Annotated in this window: 17 protein-coding genes and 1 tRNA gene; 11 read left to right on the plus strand and 7 right to left on the minus strand. The window is 59.4% G+C overall.

Going from position 1 to position 20,056, the window contains the following annotated elements:
• Nucleotides 1-84 precede the first annotated feature (84 nt).
• From gyrA to ypfJ, 7 genes are all read left to right on the plus strand, one after another.
• Nucleotides 85-2,763, plus strand: coding sequence for a DNA gyrase subunit A (gene gyrA, locus NYP16_RS04585; RefSeq protein WP_429913140.1), 2,679 nt, complete (start codon nt 85-87; stop codon nt 2,761-2,763).
• Between the two features lie 29 nt (nt 2,764-2,792).
• Entirely contained in the window at nt 2,793-3,311 is a 519-nt protein-coding gene (coaD, locus tag NYP16_RS04590; protein ID WP_274942933.1) for a pantetheine-phosphate adenylyltransferase, read from the plus strand.
• 268 nt (nt 3,312-3,579) lie between these two features.
• Entirely contained in the window at nt 3,580-4,107 is a 528-nt protein-coding gene (locus NYP16_RS04595) for a peptidylprolyl isomerase (protein ID WP_429913141.1), read from the plus strand.
• A gap of 206 nt (nt 4,108-4,313) precedes the next feature.
• The gene (queA, locus tag NYP16_RS04600; RefSeq protein ID WP_274942935.1) at nt 4,314-5,348 is read left to right on the plus strand and encodes a tRNA preQ1(34) S-adenosylmethionine ribosyltransferase-isomerase QueA; all 1,035 of its coding nucleotides are present in this window, start codon (nt 4,314-4,316) and stop codon (nt 5,346-5,348) included.
• The gene (tgt, locus tag NYP16_RS04605) at nt 5,345-6,493 is read left to right on the plus strand and encodes a tRNA guanosine(34) transglycosylase Tgt (RefSeq protein ID WP_274942936.1); all 1,149 of its coding nucleotides are present in this window, start codon (nt 5,345-5,347) and stop codon (nt 6,491-6,493) included. The genes queA and tgt overlap by 4 nt, the downstream gene beginning before the upstream one ends.
• Nucleotides 6,494-6,567: 74 nt before the next feature.
• Nucleotides 6,568-6,643, plus strand: a tRNA-Lys gene (locus NYP16_RS04610).
• A gap of 176 nt (nt 6,644-6,819) precedes the next feature.
• Nucleotides 6,820-7,674: a KPN_02809 family neutral zinc metallopeptidase gene (ypfJ, locus tag NYP16_RS04615; RefSeq protein ID WP_274942937.1), complete on the plus strand. Its 855-nt coding sequence runs from the start codon at nt 6,820-6,822 to the stop codon at nt 7,672-7,674.
• Between the two features lie 15 nt (nt 7,675-7,689).
• On the opposite strand, the gene NYP16_RS04620 is transcribed toward ypfJ, so the two are convergent.
• Together NYP16_RS04620 and NYP16_RS04625 are read right to left on the minus strand one after the other, a co-directional pair.
• On the minus strand, nt 7,690-8,454 hold the full coding sequence (locus NYP16_RS04620; protein ID WP_274942938.1) for an aspartate/glutamate racemase family protein: 765 nt from the start codon (nt 8,452-8,454) through the stop codon (nt 7,690-7,692).
• Nucleotides 8,455-8,512: 58 nt separating this feature from the next.
• Nucleotides 8,513-9,268: an aspartate/glutamate racemase family protein gene (locus NYP16_RS04625; protein ID WP_274942939.1), complete on the minus strand. Its 756-nt coding sequence runs from the start codon at nt 9,266-9,268 to the stop codon at nt 8,513-8,515.
• A gap of 319 nt (nt 9,269-9,587) precedes the next feature.
• On the opposite strand from NYP16_RS04625, the gene recQ reads away from it, so the two are divergent.
• A complete protein-coding gene (gene recQ / locus NYP16_RS04630; RefSeq protein ID WP_274942940.1) occupies nt 9,588-11,384 on the plus strand; it encodes a DNA helicase RecQ in 1,797 nt (598 codons plus the stop codon).
• Nucleotides 11,385-11,390: 6 nt separating this feature from the next.
• Here recQ and NYP16_RS04635 read toward each other — a convergent pair whose 3' ends face one another.
• Both NYP16_RS04635 and NYP16_RS04640 read right to left on the minus strand, forming a co-directional pair.
• Entirely contained in the window at nt 11,391-11,564 is a 174-nt protein-coding gene (locus NYP16_RS04635) for a DUF3309 family protein (protein WP_274942941.1), read from the minus strand.
• Nucleotides 11,565-11,619: 55 nt separating this feature from the next.
• Complete coding sequence (locus NYP16_RS04640) at nt 11,620-12,192, minus strand: SH3 domain-containing protein (protein WP_274942942.1); 573 nt, start codon at nt 12,190-12,192, stop codon at nt 11,620-11,622.
• 302 nt (nt 12,193-12,494) lie between these two features.
• On the opposite strand from NYP16_RS04640, the gene NYP16_RS04645 reads away from it, so the two are divergent.
• From NYP16_RS04645 to NYP16_RS04655, 3 genes are all read left to right on the plus strand, one after another.
• Nucleotides 12,495-13,748, plus strand: a complete 1,254-nt coding sequence (locus tag NYP16_RS04645; RefSeq protein WP_429913135.1) for a dicarboxylate/amino acid:cation symporter — start codon at nt 12,495-12,497, stop codon at nt 13,746-13,748.
• A gap of 76 nt (nt 13,749-13,824) precedes the next feature.
• A complete protein-coding gene (locus NYP16_RS04650; RefSeq protein WP_274942944.1) occupies nt 13,825-14,754 on the plus strand; it encodes a phytanoyl-CoA dioxygenase family protein in 930 nt (309 codons plus the stop codon).
• A gap of 298 nt (nt 14,755-15,052) precedes the next feature.
• Nucleotides 15,053-15,358, plus strand: coding sequence for a TFIIB-type zinc ribbon-containing protein (locus NYP16_RS04655; protein WP_274942945.1), 306 nt, complete (start codon nt 15,053-15,055; stop codon nt 15,356-15,358).
• A gap of 79 nt (nt 15,359-15,437) precedes the next feature.
• Here NYP16_RS04655 and NYP16_RS04660 read toward each other — a convergent pair whose 3' ends face one another.
• The 3 genes from NYP16_RS04660 to NYP16_RS04670 are packed head-to-tail and all read right to left on the minus strand — an operon-like array spanning nt 15,438 to nt 19,879.
• Nucleotides 15,438-16,898, minus strand: a complete 1,461-nt coding sequence (locus NYP16_RS04660; RefSeq protein WP_274942946.1) for an indolepyruvate oxidoreductase subunit beta family protein — start codon at nt 16,896-16,898, stop codon at nt 15,438-15,440.
• Nucleotide 16,899: 1 nt separating this feature from the next.
• Nucleotides 16,900-19,035: an indolepyruvate ferredoxin oxidoreductase subunit alpha gene (locus NYP16_RS04665; protein WP_274942947.1), complete on the minus strand. Its 2,136-nt coding sequence runs from the start codon at nt 19,033-19,035 to the stop codon at nt 16,900-16,902.
• Nucleotides 19,036-19,090: 55 nt separating this feature from the next.
• Nucleotides 19,091-19,879: a cyclase family protein gene (locus tag NYP16_RS04670; RefSeq protein ID WP_274942948.1), complete on the minus strand. Its 789-nt coding sequence runs from the start codon at nt 19,877-19,879 to the stop codon at nt 19,091-19,093.
• Nucleotides 19,880-20,056 lie beyond the last annotated feature (177 nt).

The raw sequence follows: 20,056 nt of genomic DNA on the forward strand, positions 1-20,056 counted from the left end.
TCTGAAAGGGTTGTTTCGTTGACCGACACGGGCGTTCTCGAACCTCGCGACAATAATATTGAGCCGATTACCATCGAGGAGGAGATGAAACGCTCCTATCTCGATTATGCCATGAGCGTAATCGTCTCTCGCGCCTTGCCAGACGTTCGCGACGGTCTGAAACCTGTGCATCGCCGTATTCTCTATGCGATGTATGAGAGCGGTTACGAGCATTCGAAGCCCTATCGCAAGTCCGCCCGTATCGTCGGCGAAGTGATGGGTAAATACCATCCCCATGGTGACAGCGCGATTTATGATGCCCTGGTGCGTCTCGCGCAGGATTTCTCCATGCGCTTGCCGCTCATCGACGGGCAGGGCAATTTCGGCTCCATGGATGGCGATAAAGCCGCCGCCATGCGTTACACTGAAAGCCGGTTGGCCAAGTCCTCCACCGGGCTTTTGAGCGATATTGACGAAGATACCGTCGATTTCCGCCCGAACTATGACGAATCCGAGCATGAGCCGGAAGTGTTGCCAGCCCGGTTCCCGAACCTTCTCGTGAACGGTGCGGGCGGGATCGCCGTCGGCATGGCGACCAATGTGCCGCCGCATAATCTTGGCGAAGTGCTTGATGCCTGCATCGCCTATATGGACAATCCGGAAATCACCATCGAGGAACTGATCGAGATCGTTCCGGCGCCGGATTTCCCGACCGGGGGTCTTATTCTCGGGCGGGCAGGGGCGCGGTCGGCGGCTATGACCGGGCGCGGCTCGATCCTGATGCGCGGGCGCACCTTCATCGAAGAAGTACGCAAGGACCGCAGCGCTATCGTCATCACCGAGGTGCCTTATCAGGTCAATAAATCCTCGATGATCGAAAAGATCGCCGAATGCGTGCGTCATAAGAAAATCGAAGGCATTTCCGATCTCCGGGACGAGTCCGACCGTGACGGCGTCCGTGTGGTGGTCGAGCTGAAACGTGACGCGGTGCCGGATGTGGTGCTGAACCAGCTGTTCCGTCATACGTCCCTGCAAACAAGCTTTGGCGCGAACGTGCTGGCCTTGAATGGCGGCCGCCCGGAAATGCTGACGTTGCGCGATATCATTGTCGCCTTCATCAAATTCCGTGAAGAGGTCATCACCCGCCGCACCAAGTTCCGTCTGGCCAAAGCCCGCGACCGCGCCCATGTGTTGGTGGGGCTGGTGATTGCCGTCACCCATATCGACGAAGTGGTGTCGATCATCCGCAATGCGCCGGATGCCGCCACGGCGCGCGAACGCCTGATGGCGCGTGAATGGGATGCGCAGGAGATCGAGCATTACATCACGCTGATCAGCGATCCGCGCGGGGAATATAAAGACGGCAAATACAAGCTGTCGGACGTGCAGGTCAAAGCCATCCTCGATCTGCGCCTGCATCGTTTGACGGCTTTGGGTCGCGACGATATCGGCAAGGAATTGAAGGATCTGGCGGTCCAGATCGGGGAGTTCCTGGAAATTCTGGTGAGCCGCATCCGTCTGTTTGAAGTGATGAAGCAGGAATTCACGGAAATCCGCACCTCCTTCGCCACGCCGCGCCGCACCGAGATTGTCGATGCGCTTGGTGAATTCGATGACGAAGAACTGATCCAGCGCGAAGACATGGTGGTGACGGTGACCCATACCGGCTACATCAAACGCGTGCCGCTGTCGGCTTACCGGGCTCAGCGCCGGGGCGGCAAGGGCCGTTCGGGCATGGCCACGAAGGACGAGGATTTCCTGAGCGATCTGTTCGTCGCCTCGACCCATACGCCGGTGCTGTTCTTTACAAGCGTCGGCAAGGTTTACAAGCTTAAGGTGTGGAAGCTGCCTTTGGGCAATCCGCAATCGCGCGGCAAGGCGCTCATCAACATGCTGCCGCTTGAACAGGGCGAGACGGTGACGGCTATTCTGCCCTTGCCTGAGGATGAGGCGAGCTGGGCCGAGCTTGACGCCATGTTCGCCACCAAGTCGGGCAATGTGCGCCGCAACTCGCTGTCGGATTTCACCAATGTGATGTCCAACGGCAAGATCGCCATGAAGCTTGATGAGGGCGACAAGCTGATATCGGTCGGGGTCTGCAACGCGGAAGACGATGACGTGCTGTTGGCGGCCAAGGGCGGTAAATCGATCCGCTTCCGGGCTACTGACGTGCGGCGCTTTGTCGGGCGTGCGTCGGACGGCGTGCGTGGCATGAGCCTGCCGGAAGGCGACGAGGTTGTCAGCATGTCGATCCTGCGGCATATTCAGCCGACCACGGAAGAAAAAGACATCTTCCTCAAATTCTCGGCGGCGAAACGCCGTGGGGAGGCTGTGGCCGAGACACCGGAGGGCATGACGGTCGAACGGTTCAATGAACTGTTCGAAGCCGAGCAGATCCTGCTGTCGATCACCGTCAATGGCTATGGCAAGCGCACCTCGGCCTATGAATATCGCATCACCGGCCGTGGCGGGCAGGGCATCATCAATATCGAGACGTCGGAACGCAATGGTCCGGTGGTCGGGGCGTTCCCGGTCACCGATCAGGACCAGATCATGATGGTCACCGATCAGGGCCGTTTGATTCGCGTGCCGGTTCATGATATTCGCATTGCCGGTCGTCAGACGCAGGGCGTTACCCTGTTCCGTGTCGATGACAATGAACATGTGGTGTCGATCGCGCATCTGGCTGATGCCGAGGATGACGACGGCATCGAAGAAGATGTTGCAGAAGCTGAAGCTGTTGCCGGGGATGACATCTCCGGAGACCAGGGCAGCGAAGACTGAGCCGGATAGTTTGAGCGCGGGGGCGAACGATGGTTAAAGAGCGTGTGGGGCTTTACCCGGGGACATTCGATCCCCTCACACGCGGGCATGTCGATATCATCAAGCGGGCGGTCAAGCTTGTGGACCGTCTGGTGCTTGGGGTGGCGACCAACCCGTCCAAGGACCCGCTGTTCACGCTTGAGGAACGGAGCCGCATGGCGCTTGAGGAGACGGCGGATATCGCCAAGGCTTCGGGCGTTATCATCGAGGTGCAGCCGTTCGAGACCCTGCTCATGCATTTCGCCGAACAAGTGGGCGCGAATTTCATCATCCGCGGCCTGCGGGCAGTGTCGGACTTTGAATATGAATTCCAGATGGCCGGCATGAATCGCCATCTCAACCCCGAGATCGAAACCGTGTTCCTGATGGCCGAGGCGGAGTTGCAATCCATCGCCTCCCGCCTGGTGAAGGAAATTGCGGCCTTCGACGGCAATATCCGCAGCTTCGTGCCGCCGAGAATTGCCGACGCGGTCGAGGCGCGGGTTGCTGAGCGGCGGGGCCAGAGCTAGGGCCGCTTCTTATCCTGTGAGGGTATGACTTGTGTTGACACTGTACAGTGTCCGGCAAGCTATAAATACGTGCTGCGTGGCTATGGCCAGACTTTGCAGGGGGGCGAACCTCTGCTAAGCATGATGCCCTGTGAGTATCTTGAAAAGGAATACAGTGATGAAGCGGTTTTTGGGTTGGGTATCGGCGGCTTTGACGGCGTTGATCGGTTCGCAGGCTGTCAGTATCCCACCCGCTCAGGCTGCGGGGACGCTGGTCATTCCGTCCGGAATGGATGCTGAAAATATTCTGGTGCTGGAGCTGAAGGACGGCATCGTCCTGATTGAGCTTTATCCCCAAGACGCGCCGAACAGCGTGGCCCGGGTCAAGGAACTGGCCCGTAAGGGGTTTTATAACGGGCTCACCTTCCATCGGGTGATCGAAGGCTTCATGGCCCAGACCGGAGATCCGAAGGGCGATGGCTCGGGTGGTTCGGGGCAGAGTCTGAAGGCCGAGTTCAACGATCGCATGCATCTGCGTGGAGTCATGTCGATGGCTCGTGCGGACGACGTGAATAGCGCCGACAGCCAGTTTTTCATCTGTTTCCGCCCGAATTTCGCCCTTGATCATAAATATACGGTGGTCGGTCGCGTGGTGTCCGGCATGGAAGCCGTGGACAAGATCAAACGCGGCGAAGGCACGCTGTTTGTCGCCACAGGCCATCCCGACAAGATCCTGAGCCTGAAGGTTGCGGCGGATGTGCCGGGGGTGACGGTTGCGGGGGCTGAGACGCCTGAGACTGGGGCGGCGCCTCAATAATAATTGCGCGTCATTATTAGACTAATTTACTGTCATTGCCGGGCTTGACCCGGCAGTCCATCTGGCCAGCGCCTCGTCGGTTGAACCATGGATTGCCGGGTCAAGCCCGGCAATGACATATTAAAGCAATGACACATTAAAGAGGGGCTCCCCAGCCTCCTGCTGCTCTTCAACCCTACCTGACATAACAGAAGTTTTATTACCCCATGCGCGTTGATCTTTTTGATTTTGACTTGCCAAAGGAGCGGATTGCGTTGCGTCCGGCGAGTCCGCGGGATTCGGCGCGCTGTCTGGTGGTGCGGGGGGAGACGCTGGACGACCGGATCATGCGCGATCTGCCGGAGTATCTTCAGCCCGGCGATGTGCTGCTGTTCAATGATACGCGGGTGATCCCGGCGCGGCTGACCGGTCGCAAGGGCGAGGGCAAGGTTGAGGTGACGCTGCATCTTCGGGTTGATGATGCCTGTTGGCGGGCCTTTGCCCGGCCGGGGAAGAAACTTGCGCCTGGGGTGGTGATCACGTTTGACGGCGGGCTTGAGGCCACGGTTACCGATAAGGGCGAGGGTGGCGAGGTCGGGTTGCGGTTCAATCGGGCGGGGGCTGATTTGCGGGCGGCGCTGGAGACGGCGGGGGTGATGCCGCTTCCGCCTTATATCGCGGCTCAGCGTGCGCCCGATGCGCAGGATCAGGACGATTATCAAACCATGTTCGCGAGCCGCGAGGGCGCTGTGGCGGCTCCGACGGCGGGGCTGCATTTTACGCCGGAGCTGCTGGCAGCCATTGCCGCGCGCGGGGTCAAACAGGTGGCGGTGACGCTTCATGTGGGGGCGGGGACGTTCCTGCCGGTCAAGGTCGATGACACCGCCGAGCATAAGATGCACCGGGAATGGGGTGAGGTGAGCGCGGAGGCCGCCGCAACCATCGCCGAGGCCCGGGCCAAGGGCGGGCGGGTAATTGCCATCGGCACCACGGCGCTCCGGATTCTGGAGACGGCGGCACGGGCGGACGGCACGGTGCGCGCCTGGGCTGGGGAGACGGATATTTTCATCACTCCTGGCTATCGGTTCCAGGCCGTGGATCTGCTGGTGACCAATTTTCATCTGCCGCGGTCGACGCTCTTTATGCTGGTGTCTGCCTTTGCCGGGTTGGATGTCATGCGGGCGGCTTATGAGCATGCCATCAGCACGGGCTATCGTTTTTATTCCTATGGCGACGGCAGTTTGCTATATCGGGCGCCATGAGTAACAAACCTGCATTTAACTTGTCCGTGACGGCCCGCGATGGCGCGGCTCGTACCGGCGTCATCACCACCACGCGCGGGGAAATCCGCACGCCTGCCTTCATGCCCGTGGGGACTGCGGCCACCGTCAAGGCCATGAAGCCCGAGAGCGTGCGCGAGACCGGGGCGGATATCCTGCTTGGCAACACCTATCACCTGATGCTGCGGCCGGGGGCTGAGCGGGTGGCGCGGCTTGGCGGGTTGCATCACTTCATGAACTGGCCCCGGCCGATCCTGACCGATTCCGGCGGGTTTCAGGTTATGTCGCTGGCCAAGCTCCGGAAAATCACCGAGGACGGGGTTAAGTTCCAGTCCCATATCGATGGCTCGCGCCATAATCTGACGCCTGAGCGCAGTATGGAGATCCAGCGGCTGCTCGGTTCGGACATTGTCATGTCCTTTGACGAATGTACGCCCTATCCGGCCGATCACAAGACGGCGGCGCAGTCCATGCGGCTGTCCATGCGCTGGGCCCGGCGCTCACGCGATGCTTTTGATGGCCTGGCGGGGCGCGAGGCGGGCTCGGCGCTGTTTGGCATCGTGCAGGGCAGCACCTTTGAGGATCTGCGCGGAGAATCAGCGGCGGCGTTGCAGGACATCGGGTTCGAGGGCTATGCCGTCGGCGGGCTTGCGGTCGGCGAGGGGCAGGAGATGATGTTCACCGTCCTCGACCATACCGTGCCGCATTTGCCCGGGGACAAGCCGCGCTACCTGATGGGCGTCGGCAAGCCCGAGGATATCGTCGGCGCGGTGACACGCGGCATTGACATGTTCGATTGCGTGTTGCCGACGCGTTCGGGCCGCAATGCCCAGGCCTTCACCCGGCGCGGCACGGTCAATCTGCGCAATGCCCGGCATCTTGACGATCCCCGGCCGCTGGATGAAGCCTGCCGTTGTTCGGCTTGCCGCAGTTACAGTCGGGCTTATCTGACGCATCTGGTGCGCTCGGACGAGATTCTTGCCTCGATGCTCGTGACGGAACATAATCTTACCTATTATCAGGACCTCATGGCGGGACTTCGTGCGGCAATTGCCGCGGGGCGTCTGGCGGCTCATGTGGCCGAGTTTCACGCGCTCAGGGCCGAGGGCGACATCCCGCCGCTCTAAAGAAAAAAAGAGTTACGATTACGGGTTGACCGACGCCCCCTTAGCCCCTATTTTCCGCCGCACCCCACATGTGGGAGCCCATAGCTCAGTCGGTAGAGCATCTGACTTTTAATCAGAGGGTCGATGGTTCGAATCCATCTGGGCTCACCAATTTTCCAAGTATTTCAATTTGTTTGTCTGACGACACCAGCCGCGATATGGCGCTGGTGGCGAGGCTAGGTGCTGGCCGGGGCGTTGAATTTCGCCTGAACGCAGGCATACTGGGGTTTCGGGCGGCTCGGGCCAGGCTCGCCGGTTTTGCGATATGCGACCAGAGGGAAATTGAGATGCGCCTCGGAAATTCCCGTGGAAGTGACAATGTGGAAGACCGTCGCGGCATGAAAATGCCCGGTGGAGGGCGCGGATTCGGGGTCGGCACGATTGTGATCGCTCTGGTGGCTGCTTATTTCTTCGGGGTTGATCCGCAGGTCATTCTGGGGCTTGTGGGGGGCGGCAGTCCGTCGGTTTCGGGTCTGGCTTCGGCGCCGCCTGCCGATGATGCCGCAGCCCAGTTCACCAGCAAGATTCTGGCTGAGACCGAAGACACCTGGCAAACGATTTTCAAGGAAAATGGGCGGCAGTATCAGGACCCGAAACTGGTGCTGTATAATGATGTGACCGAGACCGCTTGCGGCACCGGTCAGGCGGCGACCGGGCCGTTTTATTGCCCGGCCGATCAGAAGATTTATCTTGATCTGTCGTTCTTTCAGGAGCTGCGCGACCGGTTTGCGGCACCGGGAGAATTTGCCGAGGCCTATGTTATTGCCCATGAGGTCGGGCATCATGTGCAGGACCTGCTTGGGATATCACAGAAAGTTCAGGCGGCGCGCCAGCGTGCGGGCAGCGAGGCTGCGGCCAATGCCCTGTCGGTGCGGCTTGAGCTGCAGGCGGATTGCTATGCCGGACTATGGGCCAAGCGCACCGATGCCGCAAAGGGCATTCTGGAGCCGGGAGAGTTTCAGCAAGCGATCGCGGCGGCCACGGCAATCGGCGACGATCGCTTGCAGAAACAGGCGCGGGGTGTGGTGGTTCCGGAAAGCTTCACTCATGGAACATCCGCACAACGGGTCCGCTGGTTCGAACGCGGCTTTGAAAATACCGATCCTGCATCATGTGATACCTTCAAGGCCGCGCATTTGTAAGTGCTGAGCCTATGCTCAGACGGTTTCGTTCACGACGCCGGGAATATCATAGCCAACCCGTTTTTTCTCGGGCGGGAATGGATATGTTTTGCGGCTGTGACTGAGCCCGAGGTCGAGCATGCTCGCTGCATAAGAGACGGTGGTGCGGATGGGATTGATGACTGGAATGTCATATCCCATTTCGAGCAGGGCTTTGCCGACGATTTTTTCGCAACCGAAGAAGGCGGTGCAGCCGATGAGGATGACAGCGGCCCCGTCTTCCGTGACGGCCTTGAATGATTCTTCGATAATTCTTTCATGCAGTTTTTTGCCGTCATCGTGGAGAAGGTCGGTCACGGACAGATCGACGCCACGCACAGAGGCGAGATGCTGCCGCAGACCATTGGCTTTGGCATGGCGTTCCATGCGCGGACGGGTGCGGCTTTGAATGCCGATAAAGCTGAAGCTATGACCGAGCATGGCGGCAAGATGCATGCATGTCTCACGCGGACCGAAAACGGGAATGCTGACCGACTCGCGCGCGGCGGCCAGGCCCGGATCGCTCATGCAGTCGACGATGACGGCATCGACGCCTTCTCGCTCGGCCTCAATGGCGCGGCCAACGATATAAGGGGAGCAAAGCGCCTCATCGAAATCGCATTCCACGGATGGAACTCCGGTGGGAATTCCTGTTTGCGAGATCTTCAGGTCGTCGCGTTCCAGATCTTTCACGTCCTCCAGCCGATAGGAAATGTCACTATAGACGGGCGAGAGCAGACGAATATGTTTGAACTTTGGCATGGGATTTCACCTGTCAGGTAAGGAAATTCAAAATTGCTTCTGTTGTTCAGGAAGCGCATCAAACGATGTCGGGAATGCTGTAGCCTTTGCGCAGTTTGACGGGTGGTCTTGGATAGGTCTTGAGGCTGTGGGTCAAGCTTGCTTCGAGCAAGGCGGCCGCGACCATGACCGTGGTTGGCAGGGGATCGACGACGGGGACGTCAAATCCGTTTTCCAGCAAATAATCCTTGATGTGCTTGTCGCATCCGACAAAGCCGGTGCAGCCGAGGACGATGACATCAGCCTTATCCTGCTCGACGGCTTTCAAGGCTTCTTCGGCGAGGAGCTTGTAGAGTCTTTGGTGGTCTTTGTTGATTTCAAGTACGGGGATTTCCACGGCGCGGACAGAGGCGCAATGGTCATAAACTCCATACATTTTCATGTGATTTTCTAAAATAGGCCGAACGCGGTCCATAATTGTGACAACACTGAATCTATGCCCAAGTGTTGCCGCAACATGCATCGCGGTTTCACCGGCACCCAAAACCGGAATGCGGACAGCCTCGCGCGCGGCATGGAGGGCGGGATCGCCCACGCAATCGATCACGATGGCATGGACGGGGTCGTGCATATCCTGCTCTGCTTCCATTGCCCGCCCAATAATATAGGGCGAGGCCAATACTTCATCGAATTCGCATTCAATAGAGGCCGGACCTTTATCAAGTTTGACTTGGCTGAATTTAAGTTCTTTGTGTCGTGCGAATGGTTCAAGATTCTTCATCTTGTGACTGACATCTGTCGTATGGGTCGTAATGATACGGATATGTTTGGTCATGAGGCGGCTCCAAAATCTTTTGAGGATATGGGATGTTCGGGATCCTTGTTCCGGTCCCTGAAAGACGATTAAAATCGTTTGGTGTGACGGCTCGGTAATCAGGGGTCAGATAGTCTTCTGCAGTGACGGGCACTGGATTTTGCGGGCAGGTCGATATTTTCAGACGCGAGAGACATGTCTGGAAGTCTACTCATATGAGAATTGAAAATACCAGCATTCTCTCAGATTTCTGGGGATGCTGGCTTTGACGCCGTAACGTCCGGGTCTGATCTTGTGGTATGGTGCCGCGAAGAATCAGAATTGGATTTGGGGTGGGCTGATGCCGATGCCGCGCGATGTGTTGAAGCGGGTCTATGGATATGACGATTTTCGCGGGCTTCAAGCGGCTGTTATCGATCATGTTCTTGCGGGCAAGAATGCCTTTGTGCTGATGCCGACGGGCGGCGGCAAGTCGCTTTGTTACCAGATACCTGCGCTGTGTCGGGATGGGGTCGGGGTGGTGGTGTCACCCTTGATTGCCTTGATGCAGGATCAGGTGACGGCCCTTGAACAGCTTGGCGTGCGGGCGGCGGCGATCAATTCGGCGCAATCGCCTGGCGATATCCGGGCCACCCGGCAGGCTATGCGGGACGGGCAGCTTGATCTCGTCTATGTGGCGCCGGAACGGCTGCTGATGCCGGAGTTTCTGGAATTCCTGCAAAGCGTGCGGATTTCGCTGTTCGCCATTGATGAGGCCCATTGCCTGTCGCAATGGGGGCATGATTTCCGTCCCGAATACCGGCAGCTTGATGTGCTGGCCGATCTTTTCCCCAATGTGCCGCGCCTGGCCCTGACGGCGACGGCGGATGCGCCGACCCGGCGCGATATTATCGACCGGTTGCGGCTTGGGGGCGAGGAAGTGTTCGTCGCCGGGTTCGATCGCCCGAATATCCGCTATGCCATCGTCGAGAAAAACAATCCGCGCCAGCAATTGATGGGCTTTATCAAAGATCGGCATATGGGGCAGAGCGGCATCGTCTATTGCCAGTCGCGGCGCAAGGTGGATGAAACGGCGCTGTGGCTTGAGGAACATGGCCTGACCGCCTTGACCTATCACGCCGGGATGAGTGCCGAGGCGCGGGCACGCAATCAGCATCGCTTCCTGCGCGAGGATGGGCTTGTAATGGTGGCGACCATTGCTTTCGGCATGGGTATCGATAAGCCGGATGTGCGCTTTGTCGCTCATCTCGATCTGCCGAAAAGCATCGAAGCCTATTATCAGGAAACCGGGCGCGCCGGGCGTGACGGCATGGCGGCCAATGCCTGGATGGCCTATGGCATGGCGGACGTGGCCATGCAGCGGCAATGGATCGAGCAATCGGAGGCGGGCGAGGAACAGAAGCGCATCGAGCGGCAGAAATTGAACGCGCTTCTCGGGCTTTGTGAAGCTGTGCGGTGCCGACGTCAGGTGCTTTTGGAATATTTCGGCGATGGCTGCGCGCCCTGCGGCAATTGCGACAGCTGTCTTGAGCCGCCGGTCAGTTACGACGGCACGATCGTGGCGCAAAAGGCGATCTCCTGCGTGTATCGCACGGGGGAGCGCTTTGGGCTTGGCTATGTGATCGACGTGCTGACGGGGGCTGAGAACGACCGTATCACCGGGTTCGGCCATGACCGGCTGTCGGTTTATGGCATCGGCAAGGATCTGGGCAAAACGGACTGGCAGGCGATTTTTCGCCAGCTGGTGTCCTATGGGCTGCTCGCCGTGGATATCACCGGGCATGGCGGGATTTTCATCACCGATGAGGGGCGGGCGTTTCTCAGGCAGAAAGACAGTTTGACGCTGCGTCAGACCAAGCCGCGCGTTAAAACACGCCGCAAAACAGCTGAGGCTGCAGTGGTGGGCGACGGTGACCAGACGCTGTTCGAGGCTTTGCGGCGTTGGCGGCTTGATCTTGCGAAGGAACAGGGCGTGCCGCCCTATGTCATTTTCCATGATCGCGTTCTGATCGAATGCGCGGCGCGCAAGCCGGCCACAGTCGATGATCTTGGGCAGATCAGCGGCGTCGGCGACGTCAAGGTCGAGCGCTATGGTGACGCGGTCTTGCGCCTGATCCATGAGCATATGGACGCCTGATGCGGCTTACTCCATAGGCGCGCCGCCGAGCACGCCGAGAAACCACAGCACAATGAGGACGATCAGCACAAGGCCGATCACGCCGCCAAGGCCGGCGCCGCCATAGCGGTTGTAACCGTAGTAACCACCGCCGGCGCCGAGCAGCAGGATCAGTAGAACGATCACCATAAGCATGCTCATGCTATTACCCTTGCGGTTTTAACAGGATGAATTCTGGCCGTCAGCGGTCTGGCCGTCAGCGGTCTGGCTTGTGTTCTTCCTGGCCGGGTTCCCGGCGCTCTTCATGCGGGCGGTTTTGCATATGTTCCTGCATCTCAGGGTGACGCTCCTGCGGCTGCATTCTCGACGGGTGTTGATTGTCGTTGTGGGTGGCGCGGGGGCCCCAACTTGATTTGTAGTTGGTGTGATAGTGATTTTCCCAGCGGCCGCGTTCGGAATAGAAGGGGCGGCCGCGATAATAGCTGTCCCAGTAGTTGCCGAAGTCGAACGAGACAATGCCGAGTCCCAACATGGCTCCGATGCCGATCAGTGGCTGGCGGCGGCCCTGATAATCGCTTGCGATGTAATTGCCATCGAGCCAGCCGCGGTCGCCGCTGTAGCCGACGTCACACCAGCTCCAGTCGTTCAGGCACCCGTAAATCTGGACCGGGCGGTCATCATGAATGGTTCGCACGAGGGGATAGCCCGCGTCAGGGCCCGCGCGCAGGCTGACCGTTCCGATGGTTACGGCGGTAGCCGCAGTGGCCATTTCGGGCAGGAATACTGCGCTCGCAAGCAGCGCCGCGACAGCGATGGACCTGTACAACATGATGTTCTCCATGGAATGCGTGTTGCTTCTACGGTTGAGGCCGCTCTGACGATATTCCGGTGGCGCACGGACTGTTTACGTCGGCATCTCACAAACGGAGCCTGTGGCACCAGGAATCGGGCCACGGGAGGAAAGGCACGCAACAACATTTCGCAGATATAATACGCCCTTTATAAGCAGTTCGCTATGGAATGCCGGGCGAAGCGGTCGATTGTCAGTTGCTTAAGCTGTAAGCATAACGCAAAACTGTGTCCTGTTTTTTAGTCAGTGTTAGTCTGCAAGGGGTGGACTTAAAAGGGGGCGTGATGACGAGGCTGACCTGGTTTGTAATTCTTGCCATGGTGACTGGGGTGGTCACCGGGTTTGTATTGCATGAGACCGTTACCGATCCAGCACAGATAGAGACCGTGGCTGGGTGGTTCAGTATCGCGACGGATATTTTCCTGCGCCTTATCAAAATGATCATCGGTCCGCTGGTGATGTCGACGTTGGTGGTCGGCATTGCTCATATGGAGGATACGGCGGCCATCGGCCGGGTCGGGGCGAAGACCATGGGCTGGTTCGTCATCGCGTCTCTGGTGTCGCTGACCATTGGGTTGGTGATGGTCAATCTGATCCAGCCCGGGGTGGGTCTTGGGCTCAATCTGCCGGAGGTGGCGGATGGTGCTATCGGCGTCGGGGGGCTCAGTTTCAAGGATTTCGTCGTTCATCTGGTGCCGAGCTCGATTTTCAAGGCGCTGGCGGATAACGAGATTTTGCAGATCGTGGTGTTTTCGATCTTTGTCGGCACCGCCATTGCCGCGCTTGACGATCATGCGCCGGTGTTGCTGAAAGCGGCCGAGCAACTGGCGAGCGTCATGCTGAAAATCACCGGCTATGTGATGGCGCTGGCGCCGGTGGCGATTTTCGCCGCGCTCGCCTCGACAGTGGCGACCCAGGGGCTGGGCGTGTTGCTGACCTATGCCAAATTTCTTGGCGGGTTTTATCTGTCGCTCGGGTTGTTGTGGGCTTTGCTGATCGTGGTGGCCTTTGTGGTCATCGGGCGGCATGTGCGCGGGCTTTTGAATGTGATCCGCGAGCCGACATTGCTGGCGTTTTCGACCGCGAGTTCGGAGGCGGCCTATCCGCGCATTCTGGCCGGGTTGCAGAGCTTTGGCGTGCGGCGGCAGATCGTGTCGTTTGTGCTGCCGCTTGGCTATTCGTTCAATCTTGACGGCTCGATGATGTATTGCACCTTTGCGGTGATTTTCATCGCTCAGGCTTATGGCATTGATCTGACGCTCGGTCAGGAAATCACCATGCTGCTGTTGCTGATGGTGACCTCGAAGGGCATGGCCGGGGTGCCGCGGGCCTCGCTTGTGGTGATTGCTGCGACGCTGACCTATTTCAAGCTGCCGGAGGCCGGGCTGCTGCTGATCCTCGCGGTTGACCATGTGCTGGATATGGGACGGAGCGCCACCAATGTGATCGGCAATGCCGTGGCAGCCACCGTGATTGCCAAATGGGAAAACAAGTTCGAGCCGGGACAGCCTGAGGAGGAAGACACGGCGGCCTGACGGTAAATTTAGGAAAAATTTACCGAATTTCGCCTAGGCTTGGCCCATGAACGCTATGGTTTCAGGGGACATGGGTATGCGGCAGGCAACATTGGATCTGAGCCGGTTCGGATTTGTGAACATGGGGGCTCTGATCCGGCCGGAGGATTGTGCGCCGGTGATCGCCATGGCGCGGGCCGACCGTGGCTATGATCAGGGCCTGTTCCTGAGCGAGGCCGAGTTCGATGCCAATCCGCAATATAAGGGCGTCAATCCGCAGCCGGGGCGTAATCTGGCGGATCGGTTCGATGCCGAGATCAAGGTTATCGAGGAGACGCCCGCGCTGGTGGCGGCGCTGACCGAGGTTCTGGGCACGGATTATCAGGTGCTTGACCGCAAATTCGTTTGCGGGGTGCCGGAGACGGTTATTCCGGATTGGTTGATCACCCGTATCAAGGGTAATCCGGTTAATAATCTTGGGCCCTATGTGCGGCCGGAATATCGCGATATCACTTATTTTTACGGCATTGATTTCCATCAGGATATTATCGACTGGCCGGCGCGGACGTCGGATTTCATCACGCTGTATATTTACCTGCATGAAGTGACGGCGGCTGATGCGCCGCTTTATGTGCTTAATCAGAGCCATTTGCTCGGGGCGACGGTGTTTCCTCATGATCTGACCCTGCTTGATGCGGGGGCGCGGAGCTGGAGCTATGGCGACCGGCGCGGGCAGGCTATTGGCAGCAGTGAGTTTCGTCTGACCGGGCCGGCCGGGTATTGCGCGCTCTGGCATCCCTGCACGCTGCATGGCACGCAGCCGGATAAAGGGGATCGGGAGCGGATTTCCTTGCGCTATCTGATTGCGCGGGGGAGCGGGGCGGCGGGAATTGACGCCTGCAATGAGGGGTTGCTCGGCCCGCTCAGTCTGCAGGCGACGCGGGTCGATCTCGATCCGGCAGGGGCGGCGCAGATGCGGGCGAATGTCATCACCGGGGTGTTTGAGAAGGACGCGGTGCGGGGGTGAGATGGATTACCGGGGCAAGCCCGGTAATGACAATGCCCCCAACCCCGTCATTGCGAGGCGTAGCCGAAGCAATCCAGTCCCGCCGCCCGAAGGCTGGATTGCTTCGGCTACGCCTCGCAATGACGGTTATGTCCCCCCCCCTGTCATTACCGGGCTTGACCCGGTAATCCATGGTTCAGCCGGCACAGTGGCGCGGCGGGTGCTAATTTTGTCACTGGTGTATTTTTTGTGACGGCTTGATCCTGAGGGGATGGGGACCCATTTAAAGGGCGACCCTTTTAACTATCAGGATCTGAATATGAAATGCCCTATTGATGATTCCGATCTGGTGATGTCCGAACGTCAGGGCATCGAAATTGATTATTGTCCCACATGCCGGGGCGTGTGGCTGGATCGTGGCGAGCTGGACAAGATCATTGAACGGTCGGCGGGGACAGTTGTGGGAGGTCCGCGATACGAGGCGCCAGATCCTGGCGTCCGGCAGGAGCCGGGGCAGTCCTATCTTGAGGATTATCGTCGGGCCACGGGCTATGACAAGAGCTATGAGGAAAAACCCTATCCGAAGAAAAAGAAATCCTTCCTGGATGATATTTTCGATTTCTGAGGGATTTAAGATTTAAAAAAAGCCGCGATGGTCTGGACCGTCGCGGCTTTTTGTATTTTGACAGGTGAGCCTTGAAAAATCAGGCCACTTTTGCGAGTTCGGCGTTGAAGGCGCAGCCGTCTTCGTCTTGGAGGGCGGCTTCGCGGAGGGCGCGCAGGCTGTCGGCGTCGAGGCGCGACAATCTGCTGAGGATGTTGCTGTAGCGCGCGGTGCCGCGTTCATGGGTGTCGCCATAGCCCTTGATCAGGCGCGGGCATTCGGCGAGTTCGGCGGCGAGGGCGTAATCCTTGCCGGCATAGTCCGCAACCAGGCCGAGCCATTGTTCGATGAGCGCGTTTTCTTTCTGGAAGCGCAGGGTGCCGCGACGGAAGCGGCGCATGCGGGCCAGGAAGAACAAGGGCAGGAAGCCCGAGAGCTTGGCGGTCTGGATATTGCGGCCTTTGGTGAAGAAGGGTGCGAGGATCTTGCGCGCGAATTCGGACTTCAGAAGGCTGGTGCCGAGGCTGACCGGCAGGGTGTCGCAGACTTCTTCGAAACGCGGATGGAAGAATTCGACCACATAGAAAATCTGATCGGGCTTGGCATGGACTTCCTTGCGGACGGCGTCCATGCGGGTCGGACGGGTTTTGAGATCGGCGACGCGGATCACATCTTCGAAGCCCATCCAGAGCGCGAGATAACGTGCGGTCTCGGACAGCAGGCGGTTGTCCGGTGCGGCTTTCGCAGCGGCGGCAATGGTGTCGAGACGGTCGAGATAGAGCGTCGCATAGGCCTGGTCCTGATAGTCGACCAGACGGGCGATGCCGTGGCGGACGAATTCCTGAACTTCGGCGGGGAAATTTCCGACGCGGGCTTCAAGGGCCGAGCGCGGTGCGGCGGCCACGGTGGGCAGCTGTCTTGGCGCGCGGGCCTGGGCTTCGTCATAGGCGCGGGCGAAGGCTTTCAGATTGGTCGGGACGGCCTTGCCGGTCTGTTTGATGGTTTCTTCGTAGGACTCGCGCGGGAACGGCAGGGCGCCGGAGCCTGCGAGCGCGCCGAACAGCACCGAGCTGATGACGGTGCCGGTTTCTTCGGCGACCTTGTTCATGTCGAACAGGATCAGCGATTTCGCGGCTTTGGCGGCGGCTTCGCGGACCATGTCCTCGTCGCCGCGACCGTCACCCATGACCTCTTTTTCCGCGATGGCATAGACGCGGTGGTCGGAGGCGATGAGGGTGGTGAAATCCGGGCTGACGAGGCCACGGGCGATGGAGCGACCGGCTTCCATCAGTTCCGAGGCGATGACGATATCGACGTCACCCGGTGCCGGCATGAGCGCGAGCACGGGGGCTTTGCCTGCGGCCTTGGCGGCGGCATCCGGAAACAGTTCTACAAAGTAAATGGTCGCGCCGGTGCGCTGGGCGACGCCCGGCACCGAGGTATATTGGGCGCGGTAGGCATTGGCCTCGGCAAGATCAACGATCCATTGCGCGAGCACGCCGCCGCCCTGGCCGCCGAGGGCCGCGATGGCGATTGAAATGGGGCGCGGGTTCGTCGTCATGTTACGCAACCTCGTTGAATGCCGGACGGGCGGTGAGTTTTTGCAGGAAACCGATCACGCCTTTGCGGACGCGGTCCATGATGCGGTCGGTGGAGGTCGGGTTGTGGATCAGCTCGACCCGGGCAAAGGACGGGCAGAGCACGGCGGCATGGGCCACCTCGCCGCAATGGCCGCAGCCAACGCAGCTGCTGTCCACATAGGCGATGGGATCGCGTTTCAAGGGATTGGGATTGTCCTTGATGGTCAGCGACGGACAGCCCGACAGACGCACGCAGGCATGGTCGCCGGTGCAGGTGTCGCTGTCGACGTAAAAGCGTTCCTTGACCACCCGCTCGCCGGATTTGATGCGGGCGTTGAGTTTGGGTTTTTCCCGGCGTTGCAGATTGAGCATGCATTCGCCTTCGGCGATGATGACCTTGGGCCCGGGTTCTTTGCTGGTCAGGGCGTCACGCAGGGCATCGCGCATTTTGGTCAGGTCATAGGAACGCGTCTGGCGGATCCATTTGACGCCGACGCCGCGCACGGCCTTGGCAATGGGATGGTTGGTGCTTTTGGTCGGGTTGCTGGCGCGGGACGACAGAATGTCCTGGCCGCCCGTGGCCGCCGCGTAATTGTTGTCGACGATCACCAGCACGTTGTCGGATTTGTTGAACACCGCATTGCCGACGCCGCTTGTGAGGCCGTTATGCCAGAAGCCGCCGTCGCCCATGATCGAAATGGCGCGCTTGTCGGCCTTGACGTTGAAGGCGGACGCGCCCGAAAAACCAAGGCCGTAGCCCATGGTGGTGTTGCCGAGATTGAACGGCGCGTTGATCGAAAACAGATGGCAACCGATATCACAACTGATGTGATGGGGCCCGAGTTCGCGTTCAATCAATTTGATCGCGGTGAACACCGGACGTTCGGGGCAGCCGGTGCAGAAACCGGGATGGCGCGGCGGCAGTTTCTTGAGGAGCTCGGCCGGGACGTCGGGCGCATGGCTGATCGGGACGGCCGTGGCCATGAGATCGGCGGCATGGGTTTCAAGGAAGCTTGTGAGGCCCTTGCGCAAGGCTTCGCTGGTATATTCGCCAGCCATGGGCAGCACGTCCTTGCCGATGACCTTGGTCTGGACGTCGGCCTTCCTGAGGATGCTGTGGAGGTTTTGTTCGATATAGTCGGGCTGGCCTTCTTCGACCATCAGCACCGCGCGTTTGTCGACGCAGAAACCGATCAGTTCCTCGGGGATCAGCGGATAGGTGACGTTCATCACATAGATCGGAATGTCGGTGTTGCCGAAGCTGTCGGCGAGGCCGATCAGTTCGAGCGCGCGAATGAGCGTGTTGTAAATTCCACCCTGCACGACGATACCGACGTCGCCGGTGGTGCCACCGAGAAATTCATTCAGCTTGTTGTCGCGAATGAATTTGACGGCTGCGGGCCAGCGGTCTTCGAGCTTTTCTTTTTCATGCATGTAATTGTAGGGCGGCAGCACGATGCGGCTCACGTCGCGTTCGGGCGTTTCCATGGCCTGCTTGATCGAGAACTCCGGCGCGCGGTTGTCCTTGGCGATGAAGCGGCCATACATGTGACAGTTGCGGATGCGGAGTTCGAGCATCACCGGCGTGCTTGACGCCTCGGACAGCTGGAAGCCCTTTTCCACCGAATCCACAATCATTTCGAGATTGGGGCGCGGGTCCATCAGCCAGATCTGCGACTTCATGGCGAAGGCGTGGCTGCGCTCCTGCATGATCGAGGAGCCTTCGCCGTAATCCTCCCCGATGATGATGAGCGCGCCGCCCTTGACGCCGCCGGATGCGACGTTGGCCAAAGCATCCGACGCCACGTTGGTGCCGACGGTGGATTTCCAGGTGACCGCACCACGCAAGGGATAATTGACCGAGGCGGCGAGCATGGCGCCGGCCGCGGCTTCGGAGGCGCTCGCTTCGAAATGGACGCCGAGATCGGTCAGGATCTCCTCGGCATCGGCGAGCACGTCCATGAGATGGGAGATCGGTGCGCCCTGGTAGCCGCCAACATAAGCGACGCCCGACTGGAGGAGCGCCTTGGTGACGGCAAGAATGCCCTCGCCACGGAATTCCTCGCCCGCGGTGAGGCGGAGCTTTTTGACTTCTTCCTTGAATGAACGTTCGGCCATGACGCACCTGTCTCGATAGGGTGCCCCGCCGAAGCGGGGCTGATGTTATGTGGACTTAAGCAGCGACGAGAGCGACAACGCGGAGCGGGCTGCCCGAGCCGTTGTCGATCTTCAAAGGAGTGGCGACCACGAGCGCGCCGGTCGGCGGCAGCAGGTCGAGATTGGTCATGCATTGCAGACCGTATTTGCCCGCGCCATGCATATAGTGATGGCAGGGATATTGCGGCTCGAACAAAAAGGCCTGACCGGCGTCGGTGCCGACACATTCGGTGCCGAAGCCCATGACGTCGCGCTCATTGATCATCCACAGGGTTGCTTCGGCGTCGGGGCCCGGGGAATGGCCGCCGTCTGCCTGCATATTGGTGTAATTGGCCGGATCGGCGACCTTGCGCCAATCGGAGCGCATGAACACCCACGAACCCGCCGGGATGCGGCCATGGGTTTTTTCCCAGTTTTCCAGGAAGTCCTTGGTCAGGATGAAGCCCTTGTCGGCGCCGACTTCTTTGGTGCAGTCGACCACGCAGACCGGAGCGACGAAATTCTGCGGCGAGATGGTGTCCACCGAATTGTTCGGCAGGTCGCGGCCGGTGATCCAGTGAATCGGGGCATCGAAATGAGTGCCGGTATGCTCGCTGACGGTGAAATTGTTCCAGTACCAGCCCGGGCCGCGGTCGTCATAGCGGGAGATCTCTTCCTTGACGAACGGCGAGGCCTGACCGAATTGATCGGGCAGCGTGATGGTTGCATACTCAGGGCGCAGCGTTTCGGTAAGGTCGACGATGCGGATGCCGCCCCCGGCAATGGCCGTGGCGAGGCTGGACAAAAGTTCGCTGTTCTGTGCCATGATAGGCTCCCCCTAATGATTGGGTCACTGTTAACGCGGTGGCGACTTGCCGGATCGGTTGGCCGGATCGGTTGGCCCGACTCTATTTGGATGGTTGAGTGTGTCACTATTCATGTGAAAAATCAAGTATTCCTGGGCCGGGAGGGTGCGCGTGGGGCGTTCTCATTTATTCTTTGT

Source organism: Govania unica (assembly GCF_027920805.1).
GTDB lineage: Bacteria > Pseudomonadota > Alphaproteobacteria > Sphingomonadales > Govanellaceae > Govanella > Govanella unica.

Bases quoted from the DNA above. Each gene is read 5' to 3' on its own strand.
- queA (WP_274942935.1), top strand. From the start codon at position 4,314: ATGCGCGTTGATCTTTTTGATTTTGACTTGCCAAAGGAGCGGATTGCG.
- NYP16_RS04665 (WP_274942947.1), bottom strand. From the start codon at position 19,035: ATGGCCGAACGTTCATTCAAGGAAGAAGTCAAAAAGCTCCGCCTCACC.
- ypfJ (WP_274942937.1), top strand. From the start codon at position 6,820: ATGCGCCTCGGAAATTCCCGTGGAAGTGACAATGTGGAAGACCGTCGC.
- NYP16_RS04670 (WP_274942948.1), bottom strand. From the start codon at position 19,879: ATGGCACAGAACAGCGAACTTTTGTCCAGCCTCGCCACGGCCATTGCC.
- NYP16_RS04655 (WP_274942945.1), top strand. From the start codon at position 15,053: ATGAAATGCCCTATTGATGATTCCGATCTGGTGATGTCCGAACGTCAG.
- NYP16_RS04650 (WP_274942944.1), top strand. From the start codon at position 13,825: ATGCGGCAGGCAACATTGGATCTGAGCCGGTTCGGATTTGTGAACATG.
- NYP16_RS04635 (WP_274942941.1), bottom strand. From the start codon at position 11,564: ATGAGCATGCTTATGGTGATCGTTCTACTGATCCTGCTGCTCGGCGCC.
- coaD (WP_274942933.1), top strand. From the start codon at position 2,793: ATGGTTAAAGAGCGTGTGGGGCTTTACCCGGGGACATTCGATCCCCTC.
- NYP16_RS04640 (WP_274942942.1), bottom strand. From the start codon at position 12,192: ATGTTGTACAGGTCCATCGCTGTCGCGGCGCTGCTTGCGAGCGCAGTA.
- gyrA (WP_429913140.1), top strand. From the start codon at position 85: ATGAAACGCTCCTATCTCGATTATGCCATGAGCGTAATCGTCTCTCGC.
- recQ (WP_274942940.1), top strand. From the start codon at position 9,588: ATGCCGATGCCGCGCGATGTGTTGAAGCGGGTCTATGGATATGACGAT.
- NYP16_RS04595 (WP_429913141.1), top strand. From the start codon at position 3,580: ATGGATGCTGAAAATATTCTGGTGCTGGAGCTGAAGGACGGCATCGTC.
- NYP16_RS04625 (WP_274942939.1), bottom strand. From the start codon at position 9,268: ATGACCAAACATATCCGTATCATTACGACCCATACGACAGATGTCAGT.
- NYP16_RS04620 (WP_274942938.1), bottom strand. From the start codon at position 8,454: ATGCCAAAGTTCAAACATATTCGTCTGCTCTCGCCCGTCTATAGTGAC.
- NYP16_RS04660 (WP_274942946.1), bottom strand. From the start codon at position 16,898: ATGACGACGAACCCGCGCCCCATTTCAATCGCCATCGCGGCCCTCGGC.
- tgt (WP_274942936.1), top strand. From the start codon at position 5,345: ATGAGTAACAAACCTGCATTTAACTTGTCCGTGACGGCCCGCGATGGC.